This window comes from Streptomyces sp. NPDC093225 (assembly GCF_044753805.1).
Taxonomy (GTDB): domain Bacteria; phylum Actinomycetota; class Actinomycetes; order Streptomycetales; family Streptomycetaceae; genus Streptomyces.
In genome coordinates, this window is record NZ_JBIVNX010000046.1 from 12,922 (window position 1) to 35,771 (window position 22,850).

Genomic DNA, 22,850 nt, shown 5'->3' on the forward strand with positions numbered 1-22,850 from the left:
GGCGCCGCCTCGGCGCCGCGCCACCACACCCACCACCGAAACCGAGGACGGACGAACGCGATGAGCACCACCGAGGACTACCAGGCCGCCGAGCTGCTGCTGCGCCGCCCCGCCCGCCCCGGCGAGCTCGTGGTCGGCGACCGGGTCAGGCCGCAGTGGACCGACGCCGGCGCCCGCTTCTGGTACGCGGTGAGCACCCCTACCGGCAAGCGCTTCGTACGCGCCGACCCGGCGGCCGGCACCCGCGAGCCGGCCTTCGACCACCCCCGGCTGGCCGCCGCGCTCGCGGCCGCCTCCGGCCGGCCGGTCGACCCCGAGGCCCTGCCGTTCGCGGCCGTCGTGTTCGCCGCCGACGCCGTGGAGTTCGCGGCGTTCGGCGCGTACTGGCGCTGCGGTCTGGTCGACTACGCCTGCGAGCCCGCCGAGGCCACGCCGCCGGGCAGCCCGCTGGAAGTGCCGTCCCCCGACGGCAAGCTGGCCGTGTCGCGGCGGGGTCACGACCTGTGGGTGCGTTCGCTCGCCGACGGCCGCGAGTGGGCCCTGACCACCGACGGCGCGCCCGGTCACGGCTACGGCTACGGCCCGGAGTGCACGGCCAACGGCACCCTGCTGCGGAAGTTCGGCCTGCCGCACCTGCCGCCCGCGGTGGCCTGGTCGCCCGACTCGACGAAGGTGCTGGCCCACCGGACCGACGAGCGCGCCGTCCGCGAGACCCACCTCACCGAGGCCCGACCCGCCGACGGAGGCGCACCCCGCCTGCACACCCAGCGGTTCGCCCACCCGGGCGACGCGCACGTGCCGCAGGCCGAGCTGGTCGTCCTGGACGTCGCCGCGGCCGGGACGGTCCGCGCCCAGGCCGAACCGCTGCTCATGCCCGTGATGTCACCGATCACCCTCGGATGGGCGTGGTGGGCGCAGGACGGTTCGGCGGTGTACTACCTCGCTCGGCCGCGCGACCTGCGCACCCTCACCCTGCACCGGATGGACCCGGCCACCGGCGAGGTCGCCGCCGTGCTCGCCGAGAGCGGGCCCACGCGGGTGGAGCCCAACCAGTTCGCGTACGAGCAGCCGATCGTGCAGGTGCTGGCCGACGAGGTGCTGTGGTACTCGCAGCGCGACGGCTGGGGCCACCTCTACCGCTACGACCTGCACACCGGCGCCCTCCTCGGACAGGTCACCTCGGGGCCCTGGGCGGTCCGCCGGATCCTGCACGTCGACGAGGCCGAGCGGGTGCTGTACTTCACGGCGTCCGGGCTGGTCGAGGAGGACCCCTACCGGCGCACGGTCTGCCGGGTCGGCCTGGACGGAACCGGCTTCGCGCGGCTCACGGACGACGACCTGGACCACGTGGTGACCACGGCGCCCGGCGGGGCGTACTTCGTCGACTCCGCCTCCACCGTCGACACCCCGCCCGTGACGACGGTCCGCGACCGCACCGGTCGCGTGCTGGTCGAGCTCGAACGCGCCGACGTCACCGCACTGGTCGCCACCGGCTGGACCGCGCCCGAGCGCTTCCGCGTCAAGGCCGCCGACGGCGTCACGGACGTCTACGGCGTGCTCTACAAGCCGCGCGGCTTCGACCCCGACCGGCGCTACCCGGTGGTGGACAACGTCTACCCCGGCCCGCAGGTCAACCGGGTCGCCCCGTCCTTCGACCCCGGCGGGATGGGCCTGGACGCCGAACCCCTCGCCGCGCTCGGCTTCGTGGTCGTGGCCCTCGACGGCCGCGGCACCCCGGGCCGGGACAAGGCCTTCCACGACGCCTCCTACGGCCGACTCGCCGACGCCGGCAACCTCGCCGACCACGTCGCGGCCCTCCGCCAACTGGCGCGGACCCGACCGTGGATGGACCTGGACCGGACGGGCGTCCTCGGCCACTCCGGAGGCGGCTACGCCGCCGCCCGCGCGATGCTCGACCACCCCGAGGTCTTCAAGGTCGGGGTCGCCCTCTCCGGCTCGCACGACGCCCCCCGCTTCAGCCTCGGCTTCGTGGAGGCCTACGACGGCGCGGACCGGCCCGAGGCCTGGGCCCGCACCTCCAACCTCGACCTCGCCGACCGCCTGGCCGGCAGACTGCTCCTCGTGCACGGAGAGATGGACGACCAGGTCCACCCGGACCAGACGCTGCGCCTGGCCGACCGCCTGATCGCCGCCGGCAAGGACTTCGAGCTCCTGGTCGTCCCCGGTGCCGAGCACACCTTCATCGACCACATCGCCTACGTCCGCACGCGCTGCTGGGACTTCCTCGTTCGGGAACTGGCGGGCGTACGGCCCCCCGCCCACCGTCCCGCCCCCATCCCCGTCGGCCCCGAGCTGCTCGCCGAGCTGTTCTCCTGACCGACACGTGCCGCAGCCCCCGCCGCCCCGGAACACCGGGGGCTGCGGGGGCCGCGGCACGTCGCGGTCAGGCGACGGCGCCGCCGTCCACGGCCGCCGTGTTCCCGAAGGCCTTCACGGCCTGGTAGTAGGTCCAGGCGGTCGAGTCGCACGAGGCCTTCTTCACGCCCGAGTACGCGGCGCAGACCCGCTTGAGGTCGGCGTAGAGGGCGTCGTCGAGCCGCGCCTTGTTCGCGCTGAAGGAGCCGGCCGCCTTGTAGTTGCGGTACCCGAAGTCGTGGCGGGCGCAGGACGTCTGGAAGGGGAACCCGAACGGGTTGTCCGGGGAGGACGAGCAGTAGTCGGTCGACCAGTCGAACCCGTAGGCGGACCAGTCGCCCTGGTGGGCGCGGGCCGTCGCCCAGGCGTTGTAGCTGGCCGCGCTGGTCTGCGTCCAACTGCTCAGCACCTGGGGCTTGTCGGCCGGGGCCGCGGAGGCCGGGGTGGCGAGAGCGACGATGCCGGCCACGAGGGTGGCGGAGACGGCGGTGAGTCGACGGCGCATCAGGATCCCTCCAACGGGTGGCGCCGGGAGGGCCCCCGCGCCGATGCGCCCAGACTGGAAGGCCCAAATATTACCGAACCCTTATGCGGCTATACGGAATCTTCTTGCGTCCCGGACGTTCTCCGGACGAGGAACCGGCAAAGTCGCGCGAGATCGCTCCAGTGGATCTACTGACCGGTAACTGGTCACATGGGCGGGTGCGTCGGGGGAGGACGCACACGCATACACGGGGGGATCGCAACGGTGCGAGAGGTCGTATTCAGGCTCTTAGGACCACTGGACGTACACATTGACGGAACGTCGGTCCATTTGGGCGGAGCGCGCCAGCGGACCGTCCTGACCATGCTCCTGCTGGCGCCCGGCCGGATCGTGTCCGTCGACAGCCTCATCGACGCCGTCTGGCCCGCCGGGGCGCCGACCACGGCCCGCAACCAGATCGCCATCTGCGTCGCGGGCCTGCGCAAGGCCTTCAAGGACGCCGGCTCGCTGATCAGCACCGCGCACCCGGGGTACGTCCTGCACCCCCTGGAACACCGCATCGACGCCGCCGCGTTCGACGAGGCCGTGCGCCAGGCTCGCGAGCTGGCCCGCAGCGGCAAGAACCCCGAGGCCTGCGACGCGTACGCCGAGGCCCTCTCCCTGTGGCGCGGCCGCGCCCTGGAAGGGGTCACCGGCCCCCGCGTCGAACAGGAGGCGGCCCGGCTGGAGGAGCTGCGCCTGGACGTCCACGAGGAGTACGCCGGACTGCGGCTCCAGCTCGGCCGGCACCGCGTCCTCATCCCCGAGCTCCACGCCCTGGTCAAGGAGCACCCGCTGCGCGAGCAGGCCCGCGCCCACCTGATGCTCGCCCACTACCGCTCCGGCCGCCGCGCCGACGCCCTCGCCCTCTACCGCGAGGGACGCCGGCTGCTGTCCGAGGAACTGGGCATCGAGCCCGGACCCGTCCTGCAGAGCCTGCACGACCTCGTGCTCAGCGACTCGCCGGAGCTGACGCAGCCGCCCGCCGACCCCGCACCGGCGCCCGCCCCCCACATCGCCGCCCAGTTGCCGGCCGCGTCCGCCTCCTTCACCGGCCGCGCCCAGGAACTCAGCGCCCTCGACCGGATGCTGGACGAACGCCTGGGGCAGTCGCCGCTGACCATGGCCGCCATCAGCGGCATAGGGGGCGTCGGCAAGACCGCCCTCGCCCTCCAGTGGGCCAACCAGATCGCCGCCCGCTTCCCCGACGGCCAGCTCTACACCGACCTGCGCGGTTACGACGAGACCTACGAGCCCGTGGCGCCGGCCATCACCCTGGACCGGTTCCTGCGCGACCTCGGCGTGCCGGCCCCGCAGATCCCGGCCGACCCCGGCGACCGCGCCGCCCTCTACCGCAGCGTGCTCGGCGGCAAGCGGGTCCTGATCGTCCTCGACAACGCCCGTTCGTTCCGGCAGATCCGGCCCCTGCTGCCCGGCAACGGCCGCTGCTGCGTGGTCATCACCGGCCGCGACCTCATGGACGACCTGATCGGCGACTACGCCGTGCTGCGCATCGCGCTGAACACGATGACCGGCCAGGAGGCCACCGTCCTGCTCGCCGAGGTCGCCGGCGCCGACCGGATCGCCGCGAACCCCGCCGCCACCGAACGGCTGGGCGAGCTCTGCGACCGGCTGCCGCTGGCCCTGCGCATCGCCGGCGCGCGCCTCGCCGCCAAACCCCACTGGTCCGTGCGCAACCTCGTCACCCGGCTCGAGAACCAGCGCCGGCGGCTGGACGAACTGAGCCCCGGCGAGGGCGGGGTACGGGCCGGGTTCCGGCTCAGCTACCGCGACCTGTCCCCGGCCGCCCGGCAGCTCTACCGCCGGCTCGGCCTGCTCAACGTGTCCGACTTCGCGGCCTGGGTCGGTGCGGCCCTCATCGACGCGGAGCCGGTCGACGCAGAGGACCTCATCGAGCAGCTCGTCGACGCCCAGCTCCTCGAGGTGTCGGCCGCTGCCGGCCCCGCCCCCCGGTACCGCTTCCAGGACCTGCTGCGGCTCTTCGCGTGGGAACGCGCCCAGGCGGAGGACGACGAGGACGAGCGCATGGCCGCCCTGGAACGGGCGTACGGCGGCTGGCTGCACCTGGCCGACGCGGCGCGCGAACGCACGTACGGCGGCTCCCACGCGGTGACCTACGGCCGGGTGAGCCAGGTCCCGCTGCCGGCCGACCTCGTCGACGAGCTCCTCGCCGACCCGATGGACTGGTTCGAGTCCGAGCGGGCCGCCCTCGTCGACGTCGTCACCCAGGCGGCGGCCTGCGACGGCTCCGCCGGCTACGCCTGGGGGCTGACCCTCAACAGCACCACCCTCTTCGAGGCCCACAACTACCTGGAGGACTGGCGTACCTGTGCCGAGCAGGCGCTGGCCGCGGCCGCGCGTACGGGCGACACGCTCGGCGAGGCGTCGATGACGCGCTCCCTGGCCACCCTGGCCATCTACCAGCGCCGCTACCCGCAGGCGCGCCCCCTGCTGCTGCGCAGCCTGACGCTCTTCGACACGGTCGGGGAGGTGCACGGCCGCGCCGTCACCCTGCGCAACCTGGCCCTGTGCGCCCGCTTCTCCGGCGACCTGGACGAGGCGACCCGCGACGCCCGCGAGGCCCTCGAGGGCTTCCGGGCGGTGGGCGACACCGCGGGCGAGTCCCACGCGCTCGGGCTGCTCGCCCAGCTCGAGCTCGAGCGCGGCAACCTCTCCGAGGGCATCGCGCTGTGCGACGAGGCCATCGCCAAGAGCCGGGCGGCGGGCAGCGTCCGCGGCGAGACCCAGAACACCTACCGGCTGGCCGAGGCGCTGTTGCGCCTCGGCGACCCCGAGGGCGCGGAGCGCAACTGCCTCACGGTGCTGGAGCTGACCCGCGAGGACGGCGACCGGCTCGGCGAGGCCCACGCCCTGCGCGGGATCGGCGAGGCCCGCTGGCGCCGGGGCGACTGGCCGGGGGCCGAGACGGTGCTGCTGGAGGCGCTGGGGCTGGCGGAGGAGGTCTCGGACCGGTTCCTGCGGGCCCGGATCGAGTCCGACCTCGGGTTCGCCCTCGCCGTACGGGGTGGGCCCGAGGCCGCGCTCCGGCTGGGGTCCGCCCGCGCGGTCTTCGACGAACTGCGGGCCCCGGTCTGGCGGGACCGGCTGGACCGCGCCCTGCTGGTCGTCACGGCGGCGGCCGGCCCGGTCGCGCCGCCGGACCTGGTCCGCGTCCTGGAGTCCTGACGACGCCGGGAGGCCCGGACCCGCCGTACGCGGTCCGGGCCTCCCCACCGTGTTCCCGGCCGGCGCCGGGGACGTCCCTCAGGGCCTGGCGGCGACGTCGCCGTCGGTGCCGCTCGGGGCGGGGTGCGGCGGGGTCCACGGGACCTCGTCGTCCGTGCCGTTCGTACCGTTCGTGGCGGTCGTGCCGTTCGCGCTGTCGGCGCCCTGGGGAGCCGGGTGCGGCGGGGTCCACGGGACCTCGTCGTCCGTACCGTTCGTGGCGGTCGTGCCGTTCGCGCCCTCCGCGCCCTGCGGGGCCGGGTGCGGCGGGGTCCACGGGACCTCGTCCGCCAGGCCGTTCACGACGGCCGGTGCCGCGGGCAGCTCGCTCGCCGCCGCCTGACCGGTCGACCCTGCCGTCAGTGCCACGGCCGCGGCCACGGAGCAGAGGATGCCGGCGAGAACGGTGCGGGTGCTACGCATGCGTGGTCTCCTCGTCGAGTCCAGGTCGTCGCCTCCTGGCCGGGGCGACGGGAAGGACGCTACGAAGCAGCGCTGTCGGGCCGATGTTGCTCCTATTTCGCCGCCGGAGCGGGCCGGTCCGGTAGGCCGAAATCGATCCGACATCGGCGGGACAGCGGCATCGGCGATGGTGGCGGCCACAGCCGCCACCCAGACCGACGTCGACAGGACACCATGGACCTTCAGCTGCTTGGCCCGGTCGAGGCCAGCCGCGAGGGCGCGCGCGTCGCGCTCTCGGGCACGAAGATGCACACCCTCCTCGCCGCCCTCCTGCTCGCCCGGGGACGGGTGGTTCCGGACACGCGGCTCAGCCGCCTGCTGTGGGGCGCCGACCCGCCCGCCACGATGAGCGCGCAGATCTACACGTACGTCTCCCGGCTGCGCAAGCTCCTGGAACCCGAAGTCGTCCTGGAACGGCGCTCTCCGGGATATGCCATCAAAACCGGGGACAGCCGCGTCGACATCGTCGAATACGAGAGGCTCGACCGGCTCGGCCGGGAGGCGCTCCAGGAACACCGCTATGCGGAAGCGGGCACTCTGCTGCGCGACGCGCTGGATTTGTGGCAGGGCCCCATGTTGGTGAATGTCACCGAATTCCTCGCGGAGGAAGAAATTCCGCAATGGGAGGAGGGGCGCGCCGCCACATTGGAAAACCGCATCGAGGCGGATCTCGCCCTCGGCAGACACCAGCAGATCGTCGCCGAACTGACCCGCCTGGTGGCCGACTTCCCGCTGCGCGAGCGGATGCGCGCCCAGCTGATGACCGCCCTGTACCGGTGCGGACGCCAGGCCGACGCCCTCCACGTGTTCCACGAGGGCCGCACGGTCCTGGCCGACGAGCTGGGCGTCGACCCCGGCAGCGGCCTGAAGGCCGCCCACCAGGCCCTGCTGTGCGCCACCTTGGACCTGGAGGCGCCGGGTGCGCCCGTGGCGGCCCCCGCCGCCGCGCCCTCCGCCCCGGCCCGGGCCGCCGAGCCGGCGCCCGCGGTGGCCATCCCGGCCGCCCGCAGGCCGGTGGGCGAGCGCGTCCCCGGCCGGTCGTCCGGGGGCACGCCCCGGCCGCGCCCGGCAGGGAGCGGACCGCGGCCCGCGACCGCCGGCACGGCCCCGGCCGGCGCCGGTGCGGCCACCGCAGGTCCGGCCACCGCAGGTCCGGCCACCGCGTCGGAGGCCTCGCCCTTCATGCTGCCGCCCGACGTCGCCGCCTTCACCGGCCGCGGCCGCGAACTGGCGGCGCTGCGCGGCCTGCTCCGCGCACCGGGCCGGGGATCCGCCGGCGAACCGCGCCGGGGGCTGATCACCGGCATGGCGGGCGTCGGCAAGACGGCCCTCGCCGTGCACGCGGTGCACGCCGCCCGGGAGGACTTCCCCGACGGGCAGCTGTACGCCGACCTGACCGCGCCGGACGGGTCGCCGAAGGACCCGCGGAGCGTGCTGGTCCGCTTCCTGCGCGCGCTCGGCCAGGAGCCGCCCGAGTCCGCTCGGACCGACCTGGAGGAGCTCGTGCGGATCTACCGCACCCGTACCGCGGGCCGCCGGCTCGTGGTCCTGCTCGACAACGCGGGCCGGGGCACGGAGCTGGCCCCGCTGCTCCCGGCCGGGCCGCACGGCGCGACGCTGGTCGTCGGACACGTCCACCTCGCCGTGGCCACCGGCCCCTTCACGCTCGCCCTGGGCCCGATGAACCGCACCGAGTCCCTCGACCTGCTCACCGCGGCCGCGGGCCGGGCGCGCACGGCCGCCGAACCGGCCGCCGCCGAACGGATCGTGGACCACTGCGCCGGGATGGCGCTCGCGCTGCGCATCGCGGGAGCCCGACTGGCCTCCCGCCCGCACTGGTCGGTGGCCCGACTGGCCCAGCGGCTCGCGGACGAGCCGACCCGGCTGGCGGAACTGGTCTTCGGCGAGCTGGACGTGGCCGGATCGCTCGCCGACTGGCTGCGCCGCACCGGCACCGAGGAGCGGGAACTGCTCACCCGCCTGTCCGTCCTGGGCGGGCGGCCGTTCACCGCGGCCGCCGCGGCGACGGTCCTCGGCCTGCCGGTGCGGCGGGCCGAGGACCTGGTGGAACGACTGGTCGACGGCTCCCTGCTGGAGCCGGTGCGCGGGCCCGGGGCGGTGGGAGCGCCGGCGGGGGGCAGCTTCCGCTTCCACCCGCTGGTGCTGCTGCACGTCCAGGCGCTGCCCGTGCAGCGCCCCGTACGGGCCGTCCTGGCACCGGCCGGCTGACCGTGGCGGCTCTCCGCGCGGATCCGTCAGCGCGGGGAGCCGGCCGGGCGGTACAGCGAGCCGCGGCACAGTTCCAGCAGGGCCATGGCCATCGTTCCGCCCGGCCGGCCGAGCCGGTCGGCGTAGCGCTTGATGACCACGTTCTCGCGGCTCAGTTCCGTGCGACGGCCGCCCGCTTCGATCCGGGCGTGCTGGACGGCCTCGGAGAGCTCCCGGCGCCGTTCGAGCAGGAGCAGGACCTCCTCGTCGAGGTGGTCGATGGAGCGGCGCAGTCCGTCGATGGCGGTCTCCGCGTCGGCGGGCGCGGGCGCGGCGAGGGGCTGTGGGGTCACGGCGTTCTCCCGGTTCGTGGTCGGTCCGTGGCTGCACGGACGTATCGACGTATGGACGTACGGACACATGGACTTACCGACATAAATGCGTACGGGCGTACGGGCCTACTGGCATACAGGCGTACGGGCATGCAGGCATACGGGCGTATCGACGGACGATCGTCCGGGTGCGGACGGGTGACGACGCGCGCGCCGCGGCACGTCAGCCGTTGACCGCGTCCGGCACCGGCTCACCGGCCAGCGCGAGCAGCACGGAGGCGGCGACCGACACGCCCGCCTTCTCCTGGGCCTCGGCGGTGCCGGCCCCCAGGTGCGGGGTCGCCACCACGTTCTCCAGTCCGAACAGGGGCGAGTCGGTGCAGGGTTCGGTGGCGAAGACGTCGAGACCGGCACCCGCGACCCGGCCCGCCACGAGGGCCTCGTACAGCGCCCGCTCGTCGACGATGCCGCCGCGCGCGGCGTTCACGATCCGCACGCCGGGCTTCGTCCGGGCGATGGCGGCGGCGTCGATCAGGCCCAGGGTCTCGGCCGTCCGCGGCAGGTGGATCGTGACGAAGTCGCTGAGCGCGAGCAGGGTCTCGAGGGGCACCAGCCGGACCCCCGCGCGCGCCGCCGACGCGGCGTCCGCGTACGGGTCGTACGCGACGATCTCCATGCCGAACGCGGCCATGCGGGAGGCGACCAGGGACCCGATCCGGCCGAGGCCGACGATCCCGAGGACCTTCTCGGACAGCTCCACGCCCGTGAAGCGCGCCCGCTGCCAGCGGCCCGCCCGCAGCGAGGCGTCGGCGGGGGCCACGTTCCGGGCGACGGCGAGGAGGAGCGCGATCGCGTGCTCCGCGGCGCTGACGATGTTCGAGGTGGGCGCGTTGACGACGAGGACTCCGGCGGCGGTGGCCGCCGGTACGTCCACGTTGTCCAGGCCGATGCCGGCCCGGGCGATCACCTTCAGCCGCGGCGCCGCCGCGATGGCCTCGGCGTCCATGGTGGTCGCGGAGCGGACGATCACCGCGTCGGCGTCGCCCAGCGCGGCGAGCAGCGCCGGCCGGTCGGTGCCGTCGCAGCGGCGGACGTCGACGTCGTCGCCGAGCACGGCGACGGTGGCCGGGGACAGCTCCTCGGCCAGCAGGACGGTGGCTCTCCGGACGCCGGCGGGCGCGCCGGGGACGGGTGCGGAGGTGGCTGCGGAGGTGATGACGGACGGGGCGAGCACGGCGGAGCTCATGGTCGGTCCTCTTTCGGGGCTGGCCGGGGGCGGACGGGAAGACGGGACGTCAGAAAGACGAGAAGACGAGAAGACGAGAGGAGGAGAGGAAGAGAAGAAGAGAAGTCGAGAAGTCGAGAAGTCGGGAAGACGGGACGCCTGTCGCCCGCGGCGCCGTGCGCGGTGGTGCGCACGGCGCCGCAGCCGCCTCACTGCCGGGCGGAGGCGAGGTCCAGCGCCCGGGCGCGCAGCGCGAGCCGGGCCGGCACGAGGCTGGAGACGAGGGCGAGGCCGAGGCCCGCGACCGCGGCGGTGGCGATCGCCGACCAGGGCAGGCTCAGCGGCAGTTCGGGACCGGAGCGCAGGATCCGGTGCCCGACGAGCATCAGGGTGGCGGCCTGGGTGCCGGTGGTGACCAGCAGCGCCAGTACGGTGGCCGTCGCCGCGGTCAGCAGCGCCTCGACCCCCACCATGGAGAGCACCTGGCGGTCGTTGCCCCCGGTGAGCCGGAGCGTGGAGAAGTCCCGCAGCCGGTCGCCGGTGGACATCATCATCGTGTTGACGATCGCGATCAGGGCGTAGAGCAGGGCCGGCCCCAGGATGGCCACCATCGCGATCCGGTCCGAGCGGGAGCGCGCGTCGCCGTCCCCGCCCCAGGCGTGCGCCGGGGTGATCCTCACCCCGGAGTCCGCGGCCGGTGCCGGCACCGCCCGGGGTGCGGTCAGGAAGGCCGCGGACGGCCCGGCGTCGCCGGTCAGGTGCCCGGCCACGACGGAGTACGGGAGCAGGACCTCGGCCAGGCTCAGCGGGGTGTCGACCACCGCGACCACGGTGAGGTCGACGGGGGTCCCGTCGGCCAGCACGGTGCTCAGCCGGTCCCCGACCCGCCAGCCGTTGGCCTCGGCCAGCGAGGCGGAGACGGCCGTGGTGGCGCCGCGCAGGGCCGTCAGCGAGCCCTCCCGGGCGGGCAGCCGCCACGTGGCGGCTGCGTCCCCGTCCACGGCGGTCGCGGCGATGGTCCCGGCGGTCGCCGAGGAGGCGTCCGCCCCGCCGCCGAGGCCGTCCAGCCAGGTGGTGCGGACGGTGGTGGTGCCGATGCCGGGCAGCGCGCGCAGCCGCTCCACGGTGCCGGGCGGGAGGGCGGAGCCGCCCGCGGGCTCGACGACGTACCGTGCGCCGAGCGCCTCCCGCGACTGGACGGTACGGGCGTCCCCGAAGGTCAGCGTCGAACCGACCACGGTGCCGGTCAGCCCGATCACCAGGAACATCGGGGTCGCGGTGGACACCGTGCGCCGCACCGACGCCAGCGCGTTCTGCCGGGCCAGCAGGCCCACCGCACCGGTCGCCAGCGGCACCGGCAGCGTCAGCAGCCGCACCAGCGGGGGCACCAGCAGCGGTGCGAACAGCGCGACCGCCATGATGGCCATGACGTCGATCAGCAGCGACCAGACCGGCAGGTTCTGCGGGTCGCGCAGCTGCGGGTCGTCCGTACCGGGCGGCATGGTGGTGAACAGGGCCAGCACGGCCCCGAACACCGCGAGGTAGCCCAGGGCCCACACCCAACGCCCCGCGGTCATCACCCGGCGGTCGACGGCCGCGTCCGCGAGGGCCTCCACCGGCCGCACCCGGCCGGCCCGGCGGGCCGCCGCGTAGGCGCCGACCACCGCCACCGCCACCTCGACGCCCGCCGCGACCAGCAGCGGCCCGGGGCCGAGTTCCACGGTGAAGCCCTCGGGGGCGGCGCCGCGCGCCACCAGCCAGTCCGCGAACGGCTGTGCCGCGACCAGGCCGAGCAGCGCCCCGCACCCGGAGGCGGCCAGCGAGACGACGGCCGCCTCACCGAGGATCAGCAGCCGCACCTGGCGGGGGGTCGCGCCGACCGCCCGCAGCAGGGCGGTCTCCCGGCGCCGCCCCGCGACCGCGAACGCGAACGTCGAGGCGACGACGAACACCGAGACGAAACCGGACATGCCGGCCATGAACGTGAGCAGCTTCTTCAGGGACGGCGCCGACGGATCGGCGTTCTCCAGCCCGGCCGAGGTGCTCACCAGCAGCCCCGTCGCGGAGATCAGGGCGACGCCCAGGGCGAGGGCGACGAAGGAGCCGACGAAGCCGAGCCACCGCTTGCGCAGGGTGGCCACGGCCACGGGCAGCAGCAGCGCGGTGCCCATCACCGGCCCCCGTCGGTCCGCAGGGCCCCCGCCACGGGCCGGGAGTCGGGGTCGGGCTCCGGCTCGGCTTCGAGCCGGGCCATGTGCTCGGCGACCCGCTGCGCGGTCGGCCGGTGCATCTCGTCGGTGACCCGGCCGTCGACGAGGAAGACCACCCGGTCCGCGTAGGAGGCGGCCACCGGATCGTGGGTGACCATGACGGTGGTCTGCCCCTGGTCGTCGACCAGGCCGCGCAACAGCGCCAGGACGGTCCGGCTGGAGCTGCTGTCCAGCGCGCCGGTCGGCTCGTCCGCGAACAGCACCTTCGGACGGGTGATCAGGGCCCGGGCGATGGCCACGCGTTGCTGCTGGCCGCCGGACATCTGCGAGGGCAGGTGCCCGGTGCGTTCCCCCAGCCCCACCTGCGCCAGCGCGGCCCGCACCTGCGCGGGGTCCGGCCGGCGGCCGGCCAGCCGCAGCGGCAGGCCCACGTTCTGCTCGGCGGTGAGCGCGCCGAGCAGGTTGAACGCCTGGAACACGAAGCCGATCCGGTCCCGGCGCAGTTCGGTGAGCGCCTTCTCGCCGAGCGGGCCGAGTTCCACGCCGTCGACCACGACCCGCCCCGAGTCGGGGCGGTCGAGGCCGGCCGCGCACTGCAGCAGGGTGCTCTTCCCGGAGCCGGAGGGGCCCATCACCGCGGTGAAGGTTCCGGGTGCGAAGCCGACGGTGATGCCGTCGAGGGCGCGCACCTGCGCCGCCGATCCGGCGGCGTAGCACCGGCTGACCTGTTCGAGCCTGACTAACTGGTTGTCCTGCATCCTCAACACCCATCGAATCGATCGTGTACTGGCGGGTCGTGCCGACATCGTGTCGAGCCGGATCAGTACCCACCGCGGAAGGCCGGCAGGTCCTGCTGACCGGTCCGGGTCCTCCGGAGTCCATCCTCGACGGGCGGCCGTCCGAGGCCGCCCACCGGGGTCTCGCGTGCGTCGGCGACCGCCCGCAGGATCTCCGCCGTCCGGTCCAGCAGCTCCTGTGCCTGCTCCTGCCGGTAGACGTCGGGGAGGTAGCCGAGGTGCAGCTGCAGCCGGTCGGCGTCCAGACCGGGCACCGCCTGCATGCGCAGCGGGTAGTGCGTGGCGTCCTCGCTGTCGCCGCCGGCCAGCCGCAGCCCCTCCGCCGCGGCGGCCCGGCCGAGCAGGGCGGCCGCGTCCAGCGGGGTGTTCTTGACCACGGTGGTGGTGTCGAACAGCGGCCCGCCGCCCGTCAGCCGCTGGACCTCGCCCAGCCCCAGGTGGTGGTGGGGCAGCAGGGCCGCCTGCTCCTCCTGGACGCGGGCGAGCAGGGCGCCGAGCGGTTCCAGCGGGTTCAGCCGTACGCGCACCGGCAGGGTGTTGATGAAGTTGCCGACCATCCGTTCGATGCCCTCGACCTCCGGGCTGCGCCCGGACACCGTCGAGCCGAACACCACGTCCCGGCGGCCGGTGTGCCCGGCCAGGACCAGCGCCCAGGCCGCCTGGACCGCGGTGGCCAGCGTCAGCCCGGCCTCCCGCAGCCCGGCGTGGAGGCGGCCGGTCAGCTCCGCGGAGAGCTCGACGCGCACCGACTCCTGCGCCTGCGGCTCCTGTTCGGCCACCCCGGGGGAGACCAGGGTGGGTGCCACCGGCCCCGCCAGCGCGTCCCGCCAGGCGGCCCGCGCAGCGTCGGCGTCCCGCCCGGCCAGCCAGGCGAGGTAGGCGCGCAGCGGCGGGGGTTCGGGCAGCGAGGTGCCCTGCGCGCCGCGTTCGGCGTAGAGCGTGAACAGCTCCTCGACCAGGACCGGTACCGACCAGCCGTCCCACAGGATGTGGTGGGCCGTCAGGACCAGCCGGTGCCGGCCGCCCGGCAGGGCGACCAGCAGGACCCGCAGCAGCGGCGGGACCGCCAGGTCGAAGGCGCGCCGGCGCTCGGCACGGGCCAGTTCGCGGGCCCGTCCCCCGGCGTCGGCGGCGTCCGCGGCCCCGCTCAGGTCGACCTGCAGCCAGGGCAGCGCCACCTTCGCGTGCACCACCTGGACCGGGTGCTCGGTGTCGTACCGGAACGCGGCCCGCAGCGCCGGCTGCCGGGCCACCAGCCGTTCGGCCGCGGCCCGCAGGGCGTCCGCGTCCAGCGGCCCCTCCAGGTCGAGGGCGAGCTGCGTGGTGTACACGTCCGGGCCGTCCCCGTCGTCGCCGGTCAGCAGCGCGTGGAAGAGGAAGCCCTCCTGGAGCGGGGTGAGCGGCAGGACGTCGATGAGGTCGGGGTCGGACCGCATCAGCAGCTCCGTCTCCTCCTCCAGGCCGGGGAACGGCCCGTCGAGGTACGGGGTGTCCGCCGGCCGCAGCTCCGTGTCGACCTCCGCGGCCACGCACGCCAGCGCGGCGGGCGTACGCTGCACGAACACGTCCCGCACGCCCAGCGCGAGCCCGGCCGCCCGGGCCCGGGACACCAGCTGGACGGCGGTGATGCTGTCACCGCCCAGGTCGAAGAACGAGTCGTCCGCCCCCGTCTCCGGGATCCGCAGCACCTCGGAGAACAGGGCGCACAGGACCGCCTCGCGGGGGGTGGCCGGAGCCCGGCCGCCGCCCTGCGCCGCCACGGCCCGGGGAGCGGGCAGGGCCTTGCGGTCCACCTTCCCGTTGGCGGTCAGCGGGAGTTCGGGCAGGACCACGAACGCCGCGGGCACCATGTGCTCCGGCAGCGAGGCGCCGAGGAACGCGCGCAGCGCCGGGGCCCCCAGGTCCTCGCCGACCACGTACGCCACCAGCCGCCTGCCGCCCGGGCCGTCCTCGCGGACCACCACGGAGGCCCGCTCGATGCCGGGGTGGGCGGTGAGCGCCGACTCGATCTCGCCGGGCTCGATCCGGAAGCCGCGGACCTTGACCTGGTGGTCGGTGCGCCCGAGGTAGTCGAGGGTGCCGTCGTCCCGCCACCGGGCGAGGTCCCCGGTGCGGTACATCCGCGAGCCGGGCGCCCCGAAGGGGTTGGCCACGAACCGGTCCGCCGTCAGGTCGGGGCGGCCCAGGTAGCCGCGGGCCAGCCCCGCTCCGGCCAGGTACAGCTCGCCCGGCACCCCGGCCGGGACCGGCTGGAGGTGCGGGTCCAGCACGTACAGCCGCGTGTTGGGGACGGGGCGGCCGATCGGCGCGAGCACGGGACCGGACAGCGGTTCGCTCATGGTGGCGCAGACCGTGGACTCGGTGGGCCCGTACGCGTTGACCATCCGGCGCCCGCGGGACCAGCGCTCCACCAGGTCGGGGGCGGTGGCCTCGCCCGCCACCACCAGGGTGGCGCCCGGCGGCAGGCCGTCCTCCGGCAGCACCGGCAGTGCCGACGGCGGCAGCGTCGCGTGGGTGACCCCGTGGTCGGCGATCAGCGCGGCCAGGGTCGGCCCCGGCATCAGCTGCTCCGCGTCGCCCAGGACGGCCCGGGCACCCGTGAGCAGCGCCATGCACAGCTCCCACACCGCCGCGTCGAAGCTCGGCGAGGCGAAGAGCAGCACCCGGCTCTCCGGGGTGACGCCCAGACCGGCCCGCTGCCCGGCGACCATCGAGGCGATGCCGCGGTGGGTGACGACCACGCCCTTGGGCCGCCCGGTGGATCCCGAGGTGTAGATGACGTAGGCCGGGCGGTCCGCCGCGCGGGCCACCGCCAGCCCCCGGCCCGAGCAACGGCCCCAGTCCGTACGGTCGATCAGCAGGAGCGGGGTGCCGGTGGCCGGCAGCCCGCCCGCCACGACCGCACTGCTGGTGACGACGAGCGCCGGATCGGAGTCCCGGAGCATGTACGCGAGGCGGTCGGCCGGGTAGCCCGGGTCCAGGGGCACGAACGCGGCCCCCGCCTTGAGCACGGCCAGCTGCGTCACCACCAGCTCCACCGACCGGTGGAGCGCGATGGCCACGAACCGCTCGGGCCCGGCCCCGCGCCGCACCAGCAGCCTCGCGAGCCGGTTGGCGCGGGTGTTCAGCTCCCGGTACGTCAGCTCCGTGCCGCCGTGCACGAGTGCGACGGCGTCGGGCGTCCGCGCCACCTGGGCCTCGAACAGCCCGGGGATCGTGAAGTCGCGGGCCGCCCCGGGCAGGTCGCTGTCGTTCCACTCGGTCAGCAGCCGCGCCCTCTCGGCCGGGGGCAGCACCCCGAGCCGGCCGACGGGGGTGTCCGGGTGCTCGGCGAGGGCGCCGAGCACGGCCAGCAGCCGTTCCGCGACGCCGCGGGCCTGCCCCGCGTCCAGCAGGTCGCCCTGGTGGTCCAGTCGGAAGTCCAGCCCGCCGGCGGCACCGGGCCGGGCGACCAGGCCGAGGGTGTAGTGGACGGCGTCGTGCCCGTCCACCCCGTCCAGGACGAGCCCCGACCCGGCGGTGGCGGCGGCCAGCGCGGCCACGTCCAGCGGGTAGTTCTCGAACACCATCGCGGTGTCGAACAGCGCGCCCACACCGGTGAGCTGCTGGATCTCGGCCAGCCCCAGGTGCTGGTGGCCCAGGAGTGCGGACTGCTCGCGCTGCATCCGCTCCAGCAGCGCCCCGAGGGATTCGCCGCCGTCCAGCCGCAGCCGCACCGGGACGGTGTTGATGAACAGGCCGACCATGGACTCCACACCGGGCAGCTCCGCCGGGCGGCCCGAGACGGTCGCGCCGAAGACGACGTCGTCGCGGCCGGTGAGCCGGGCCAGGACCACCGCCCAGGCGCCCTGCAGCACCGTGTTCATGGTGAGCCCGGCCGACCGGGCCCACCCGGCGAGCGCGGCCGCGGCCGGCGCCGGCAGGGTGAACTCCAGCCGCTCGGGCACCCGGGGCGTGCGCCCGGGATCCGCCGGGCGCACCAGCGTGGGCTCCTCGACCCCGGCCAGCGCCTCGCCCCAGGCGGCCCGGGCCGCCTGCCGGTCGGTGACGGCCAGATGGGTCAGGAACTCGCGGTACGGACGGACCCGGGGGAGCGCCGACCGGTCCGCGTCCGCCGCGTACAGGGCCAGCAGCTCGCGCACCAGCACCGGCATCGACCAGCCGTCGAGCAGCAGGTGGTGGTTGGTCAGCAGCAGCCGGTGGCGGTCCGGCCCGGTGCGCACCAGCGTGAACCGGAACAGCGGCCCGGCGTCCGGCGCGAAGGCGACGGTGCGCTCGGCGGCGGCCAGCGCCTCCGCCCCGGGCAGCCGCTCCTCCTCCGGCAGGTCGGTGAGATCCACCTCGTACCAGGGCGGCTCCACCCGGCCGGGCACGACCTGCACCGGCCGCCGCAGGCCCTCGTGGTGGAACTCGGCGCCGAGGTGCGGGTGGCGCTCCAGCAGGGCGCGGGCGGCCGCGTGCAGCCGCCCCGCCTCGAGCGGCCCGGTCACGTCGAGCCACAGCTGGGCGGTGTACACGTCGCCGTCGCCCGCCTGGAGGCTGTGGAACAGCAGGCCCTCCTGCAGCGGGGAGAGCGGCAGGAGGTCGGCCAGTCCGGGCCGGCGCCGCTCCAGCAGCTCGATCTCGGACTGGGTGAGCCCGGCCGGGGCGACGTCCGAGGGGGAGCGTCCGCCGGCGCCCGGCCGGGAGCAGTGGCGGGCCAGGTCCCGCAGCGCGTCGAACCAGTACGCGGCCAACTCGGCCACCTCGGGCTCGGCGAGGACGCCCGTCGCCCACGTCCAGCGCGCGACCAGCTCCGGACCGTCCGGGCCGTCCTGGGTGAGGGCGTCGAGCTCCAGGGAGTGGGCCAGCGGCATGCCGGGGGAGCCGCCGGGGATGCCGGTGCCCAGGCGCGGGACGACCGCCCAGTCGGCGGACCCGCCGGGCGCGGCGAACCGGCCCAGGTAGTTGAAGCCGATCTGCGGCGCGCCCAGCGGGGCGAGCCGTTCGGCGCCCCGCGGGTGCAGGTGGCGCAGCATGCCGTAGCCGATGCCCTTGCCGGGGACGGCGCGCAGCTGCTCCTTGACGGACTTCAGCGCGGCGCCCGGGTCGGCGTCGGGGCCGCCGGCCGGGCCGGCGTCCAGGCGTACCGGGTACACGCTGGTGAACCAGCCGACGGTGCGCGACAGGTCGGCGCCGGGCACCGCCGACTCCTCGCGGCCGTGGCCCTCCAGGTCGAGCAGCACCGGCCCGTCGCCCCGCCAGCGGCGGTACGCCAGCGCGAACGCGGTGAGCAGGACGTCGTCGACCTCGGCGTGGAACGCGGCGGGCACGACCGTGAGCAGGTCCCGGGTCACCTCGGCCGGCAGCCGCAGGGTCAGCCGGCCGGCCGTCCCCAGGGTGTCCGTACGCGGGTCGAGGGCGCGCGCCCCCAGCGGCGCGCCGCCGCCGGCCAGGACCTCGCTCCAGTACGGGAACTCCGCCTCCCGCTCCGGTGACAGGGCGGCCTCGGCGAGCCCCCGGGACCAGGTGCGCAGCGAGGTGCCCACCGGGTCGAGCAGCGGGCCGGCGCCCCGTGCCACGGCCGCCCAGGCCCGCTCCAGGTCCGGGGCCAGCACCCGCCAGGACACGCCGTCGACGACCAGGTGGTGGATGACCAGGACCAGCAGGCCCGACCGGTCGGGACCGCGGTCGCACCAGACGACGCGCACCATGCCCCCGGGCTCGCGCGGTGCGAGCGCGGCGAGCGCGATCCGGCCCTCGGCGTCGGCCAGCGCGTCCAGCGCCGCCCCGTCCAGCCCGGCGGCCTCGACCCGGCGCACGCAGCCGGCCGCGTCCACGGACCCGGCGGGTCCGACGACCAGCGACCGGTCGGTGCGGCGGGCGCGCAGCGCGTCGTGCCGGTCGAGCACCGCGCCCAGGGTGTCCACCAGGCCGGGCAGCGTCAGCCCGCCGGGGACCCGCAGGACCATCGACTGGTTGTAGCCGTCCGACGGGCCGCCGCGCTCGTCGGCCCAGCGCATCACCGGCGTCAGCGGCAGCTCGCCCAGGCCCGCGTCCGCGGCCTCCACCGGTTCGGTCCCCACCTCGGTCGCGGCCTCGGCGAGGGCGGCGGGGGTGCGCAGCCGGAACACCTCGCGCGGGCTGATGAGCAGCCCCGCGCGGCGGGCCTGCGACACCAGCTGGATGGCCATGATGCTGTCGCCGCCCAGGTCGAAGAACGAGTCGTCGGCGCCCGTCCCCGCGACCCCGAGGACCTCGGCGAACAGCGCGCACAGCAGTTCCTCGCGCGCGGTGGCCGGGGCCCGACCGGACCCCGACCCGGTGACGGACGGCGCGGGCAGCGCCCGGGTGTCGAGCTTGCCGTTGGCGGTCAGCGGCAGGGCGTCCAGCGGCACGAACGCGGCCGGCACCATGTGCGCCGGCAGTGCCGCCCCGAGCGCGCCGCGCAGCTCCCCGTCGGAGAACGGGGCGCCGGGCGCGGGGACGACGTAGGCGACCAGGCGCTTGTCGCCGGGACGGTCCTCGCGGACGACGACGGCGCCGCCCGCCACCTCCGCCAGGGCCAGCAGGACGCTCTCGATCTCGCCGAGCTCGATGCGGAAGCCGCGGATCTTCACCTGGTGGTCGGCGCGGCCCAGGTACTCCAGGCCGCCGTCGGCCTGCCACCGGGCGAGGTCGCCGGTGCGGTACATGCGCGAGCCCGGCTCCCCGAACGGGTCGGCCACGAACCGGTCGGCGGACAGGTCGGGACGGCCGAGGTAGCCGCGGGCCAGTCCGGCGCCCGCCACGTACATCTCGCCGCGCTCGCCGACCGGGGTCGGGCGCAGCGCCGAGTCCAGCACGTGGATCCGCAGGTCGGGGATGGCACGGCCGATGAGGCTGCGGGTCTGGCCCGCCGTCGCCGCCCGGTCCAGCTCCACGTGGCTGACGTGCACGGTCGTCTCGGTGATGCCGTACATGTTGACCAGCACGGCCTCGGGATGGGCCTGCTGCCAGGGGCCGAGCCGGCCCAGGTCCAGGGCCTCGCCGCCGAACACCACCCTGCGCAGGGCCAGTTCGCCCACGGGCGCCTCGGCGTCGGCCCGCATCAGCTGGTAGAAGGCCGACGGGGTCTGGTTGAGGACGGTGACCCGCTCCTCGGCGAGCAGGGCCAGGAACTCCTGCGGCGAGCGGCTCACCGCGTGCGGGACGACGACCAGCCGGCCCCCGTACAGCAGCGGACCCCACAGCTCCCAGACCGAGAAGTCGAAGGCGTAGCTGTGGAAGAGGGTCCACACGTCCGCGGGCCCGAAGTCGAACCAGTGCCGGGTCGCGGTGAACAGCCGGACCACGTTGCGGTGCGGGATCACCACCCCCTTGGGGCGGCCGGTGGAACCGGACGTGTAGATCACGTACGCCGGGTTCGCGGGCGCCAGCGCGGCGGTCCGGTCGGCGTCGGTGAGCGGCCGCGGATCGGCGGCGGCGAGCGCCGCGACCGTACCGGGGTCGTCGAGGACGAGCAGCGGCACCTCGGTGTCGGGCAGGCCGGCCCGGTCCGCCCCGGTGGTCACGACCAGGACGGGCGCGGCGTCGCCCAGCATGTAGGCGAGCCGGTCGGCCGGGTAGTGCGGGTCCAGCGGCAGGTAGCCGGCGCCCGACTTGACGACGGCCAGCAGTGCGGTCACCAGGTCGGCGGAGCGCTCCAGGGCGACCGCCACGTAGCCCTCCGGGCCGGCGCCGCGGGCGGCGAGCAGCCGGGCCAGGCGGTTGGCCCGCTCCTCCAACTGCGCGTACGTCAGCGACGTGCCGTCGTGGGTGACGGCCGTCCGGTCCGGGTGCCGGGCGGCCTGCTCCTCGAACAGCGCCGCGAGCGTGCGGTCCTCGACGGGGACCTCGGCGTCGGGCGCGCCGAAGCCGGAGAGCAGCAGGGCGCGCTCCTGCGCGGTCAGCAGCTCCAGCCGGCCGATCGGCAGCTCGGGCGTGCGCAGGGCGGAGTGCACGAAGGTCAGGAAGCGGTCCTGGTGGACGGCGGCCGCCTCGATGTCGCACGCGTCGGGCGCGGCGTCGAAGTCGATCCGCAGCCCGTGCTCCTCGCCCAGGTCGTAGATGCCGATGGACAGGTCGTCGACGGGCCCGTTGCTCAGGTTGTGCTGGACGCCCGGCCGGCCCAGGAACCCCAGGCCCGGCGCGAACGCCATGATGTTGACCATGGGGGCGGCGATCCGGCGGGCGGACTCCCCCGCAGACCCCGCGGACAGGTCGCGGCACAGGTCCTCGTAGCGCGGCAGCTGGTGCGCCAGCGCGGCCCGCACCTCGCCGCGCACCGCGGCGACCAGGTCGGCGAGGGCCAGCCCCGGACGCACGGCGAGCCGCAGCGGCACGATGTTGGAGGTCATGGCGGGCGTACGGCGGGTCAGTTCGGTGGTGCGACCGGTCACCGGCAGGCCGAGCACCAGCTCGTCCTTCCCGGAGATCCGGTGCACGTACGCGGCGACCAGCGAGATCATCAGCATCGACCAGGGCGCCCGGGCGGTCCGGGCCACCTCGCGCACCCGCTGGGCCTCGGCCGGGGCGAGGCGGACGCTGCGCCGTACGAACGGCACGTCGCCGGAACCCGGGCGCACGCCCGCGGCTTCGGCCAGCCGGGGGGTCTCCCCGAGCCCGGCCAGCCGCTCGGCCCAGTAGGCGCCGTCGTCGGCGGCGGCCTGCGAGGCGCGGTAGGCGGCGTCCTCGTCGAGGACCTCCGCCAGGTGGCCGAACGGGCCGGGCTCCCAGGGGGCACCGGCCAGCGCCTGCGCGTACAGCTCGGTCAGCCGGGCGTCCAGCAGGGCGGCGGACATCCCGTCGAGGATGATGTGGTGGTAGCGCTGGTAGTACAGGTGGTGGTCGGGCGCCAGCCGGAACACGGCGACGGTGTACAGCCCGCCCGCCGCGAGGTCCACCGGGGTGGCGAGGTCCTCGTCCATCAGGGCCCGGGCGGCGGCCGACGGGTCGGCCTCGCCGCTCAGGTCGACGAACCGCAGCTCCCGGGCGCCGGCGGTGGCGTCCAGCACCTGCCACAGGCCGTCGTCGTCCCGCTCGATGCGGGCCACGCGCAGGATGTCCGCCTCCGTCGCCAGCCGGTACCAGGAGGCGGCGAGCAGCTCCCGGTCGAGGGGGCCGTGGACCTCCTTGTACTCGGCGACGTTGTAGCGGCGGCCCGACGGGTCGAGGTCGTGGGCGAACCAGATGCCGCGCTGGGCGGCCGAGAGCGGCAGGCGGCCGCCGGACTCAGCCACGGTTCTGCCCCGCCACCGGCCCGCGCAGGCTCAGCGGCCGCAGGTCCGTCCAGTGGGTGGTCACGTACTCCACGCACGCGGCCCGCCCGGCCTCGGCGAGCGCCACCGTCCAGCCCTCGGGAACCTCGGCGAACGCCGGCCAGAGGGAGTACTGCTCCTCGCCGTTGACCAGGACGTGGAAGGTCCCGTCCTGGTCGTCGAAGGGATTGTTCGCCATGGGGAGAGCTCCTTG

The 22,850-nt window shown here is 75.5% G+C and carries 10 protein-coding genes and 1 pseudogene; 3 read left to right on the forward strand and 8 right to left on the reverse strand.

Going from position 1 to position 22,850, the window contains the following annotated elements; all coding sequences use genetic code 11:
* Window positions 1-60 precede the first annotated feature (60 nt).
* Window positions 61-2,337: a DPP IV N-terminal domain-containing protein gene (locus ACIQCH_RS30640; RefSeq protein ID WP_402586227.1), complete on the forward strand. Its 2,277-nt coding sequence runs from the start codon at window positions 61-63 to the stop codon at window positions 2,335-2,337.
* Between the two features lie 67 nt (window positions 2,338-2,404).
* Here the strand turns inward: ACIQCH_RS30640 and ACIQCH_RS30645 are convergent, their stop codons facing one another.
* Window positions 2,405-2,881 carry a phospholipase gene (locus ACIQCH_RS30645; RefSeq protein WP_402586229.1) on the reverse strand — a complete coding sequence of 159 codons (477 nt, stop codon included), beginning with the start codon at window positions 2,879-2,881 and terminating at the stop codon, window positions 2,405-2,407.
* A gap of 189 nt (window positions 2,882-3,070) precedes the next feature.
* Here ACIQCH_RS30645 and ACIQCH_RS30650 point away from each other — a divergent pair, with 189 nt between their 5' ends.
* Entirely contained in the window at window positions 3,071-6,106 is a 3,036-nt protein-coding gene (locus tag ACIQCH_RS30650) for a BTAD domain-containing putative transcriptional regulator (RefSeq protein WP_402586231.1), read from the forward strand.
* A gap of 78 nt (window positions 6,107-6,184) precedes the next feature.
* On the opposite strand, the gene ACIQCH_RS30655 is transcribed toward ACIQCH_RS30650, so the two are convergent.
* The gene (locus ACIQCH_RS30655; RefSeq protein ID WP_402586233.1) at window positions 6,185-6,568 is read right to left on the reverse strand and encodes a hypothetical protein; all 384 of its coding nucleotides are present in this window, start codon (window positions 6,566-6,568) and stop codon (window positions 6,185-6,187) included.
* 213 nt (window positions 6,569-6,781) lie between these two features.
* On the opposite strand from ACIQCH_RS30655, the gene ACIQCH_RS30660 reads away from it, so the two are divergent.
* Window positions 6,782-8,836, forward strand: a complete 2,055-nt coding sequence (locus tag ACIQCH_RS30660; protein WP_402586235.1) for a BTAD domain-containing putative transcriptional regulator — start codon at window positions 6,782-6,784, stop codon at window positions 8,834-8,836.
* Window positions 8,837-8,862: 26 nt separating this feature from the next.
* Here the strand turns inward: ACIQCH_RS30660 and ACIQCH_RS30665 are convergent, their stop codons facing one another.
* The 6 genes and pseudogenes from ACIQCH_RS30665 to ACIQCH_RS30690 all read right to left on the reverse strand — a co-directional run bounded on the left by ACIQCH_RS30665 (window position 8,863) and on the right by ACIQCH_RS30690 (window position 22,835).
* Complete coding sequence (locus tag ACIQCH_RS30665) at window positions 8,863-9,237, reverse strand: chorismate mutase (RefSeq protein ID WP_402586237.1); 375 nt, start codon at window positions 9,235-9,237, stop codon at window positions 8,863-8,865.
* 139 nt (window positions 9,238-9,376) lie between these two features.
* Window positions 9,377-10,393, reverse strand: a pseudogene (locus ACIQCH_RS30670) (hydroxyacid dehydrogenase); the annotation flags it as partial.
* 188 nt (window positions 10,394-10,581) lie between these two features.
* A complete protein-coding gene (locus ACIQCH_RS30675; RefSeq protein ID WP_402586239.1) occupies window positions 10,582-12,543 on the reverse strand; it encodes an ABC transporter permease in 1,962 nt (653 codons plus the stop codon).
* Window positions 12,543-13,340: an ABC transporter ATP-binding protein gene (locus ACIQCH_RS30680; protein WP_402586241.1), complete on the reverse strand. Its 798-nt coding sequence runs from the start codon at window positions 13,338-13,340 to the stop codon at window positions 12,543-12,545. Before ACIQCH_RS30680 ends, ACIQCH_RS30675 begins: the two co-directional genes overlap by 1 nt.
* Before the next feature lie 62 nt (window positions 13,341-13,402).
* The gene (locus tag ACIQCH_RS30685) at window positions 13,403-22,618 is read right to left on the reverse strand and encodes an amino acid adenylation domain-containing protein (protein ID WP_402586243.1); all 9,216 of its coding nucleotides are present in this window, start codon (window positions 22,616-22,618) and stop codon (window positions 13,403-13,405) included.
* Window positions 22,611-22,835 (reverse strand): MbtH family protein, encoded by a 225-nt coding sequence (locus tag ACIQCH_RS30690; RefSeq protein ID WP_402586245.1) that lies wholly within the window; start codon window positions 22,833-22,835, stop codon window positions 22,611-22,613. Before ACIQCH_RS30690 ends, ACIQCH_RS30685 begins: the two co-directional genes overlap by 8 nt.
* Window positions 22,836-22,850: the final 15 nt, after the last annotated feature.

Bases quoted from the DNA above. Each gene is read 5' to 3' on its own strand.
- ACIQCH_RS30690 (WP_402586245.1), bottom strand. From the start codon at position 22,835: ATGGCGAACAATCCCTTCGACGACCAGGACGGGACCTTCCACGTCCTG.
- ACIQCH_RS30655 (WP_402586233.1), bottom strand. From the start codon at position 6,568: ATGCGTAGCACCCGCACCGTTCTCGCCGGCATCCTCTGCTCCGTGGCC.
- ACIQCH_RS30680 (WP_402586241.1), bottom strand. From the start codon at position 13,340: ATGCAGGACAACCAGTTAGTCAGGCTCGAACAGGTCAGCCGGTGCTAC.
- ACIQCH_RS30660 (WP_402586235.1), top strand. From the start codon at position 6,782: ATGGACCTTCAGCTGCTTGGCCCGGTCGAGGCCAGCCGCGAGGGCGCG.
- ACIQCH_RS30640 (WP_402586227.1), top strand. From the start codon at position 61: ATGAGCACCACCGAGGACTACCAGGCCGCCGAGCTGCTGCTGCGCCGC.
- ACIQCH_RS30650 (WP_402586231.1), top strand. From the start codon at position 3,071: ATGGGCGGGTGCGTCGGGGGAGGACGCACACGCATACACGGGGGGATC.
- ACIQCH_RS30645 (WP_402586229.1), bottom strand. From the start codon at position 2,881: ATGCGCCGTCGACTCACCGCCGTCTCCGCCACCCTCGTGGCCGGCATC.
- ACIQCH_RS30675 (WP_402586239.1), bottom strand. From the start codon at position 12,543: ATGGGCACCGCGCTGCTGCTGCCCGTGGCCGTGGCCACCCTGCGCAAG.
- ACIQCH_RS30665 (WP_402586237.1), bottom strand. From the start codon at position 9,237: ATGTGTCCGTACGTCCATACGTCGATACGTCCGTGCAGCCACGGACCG.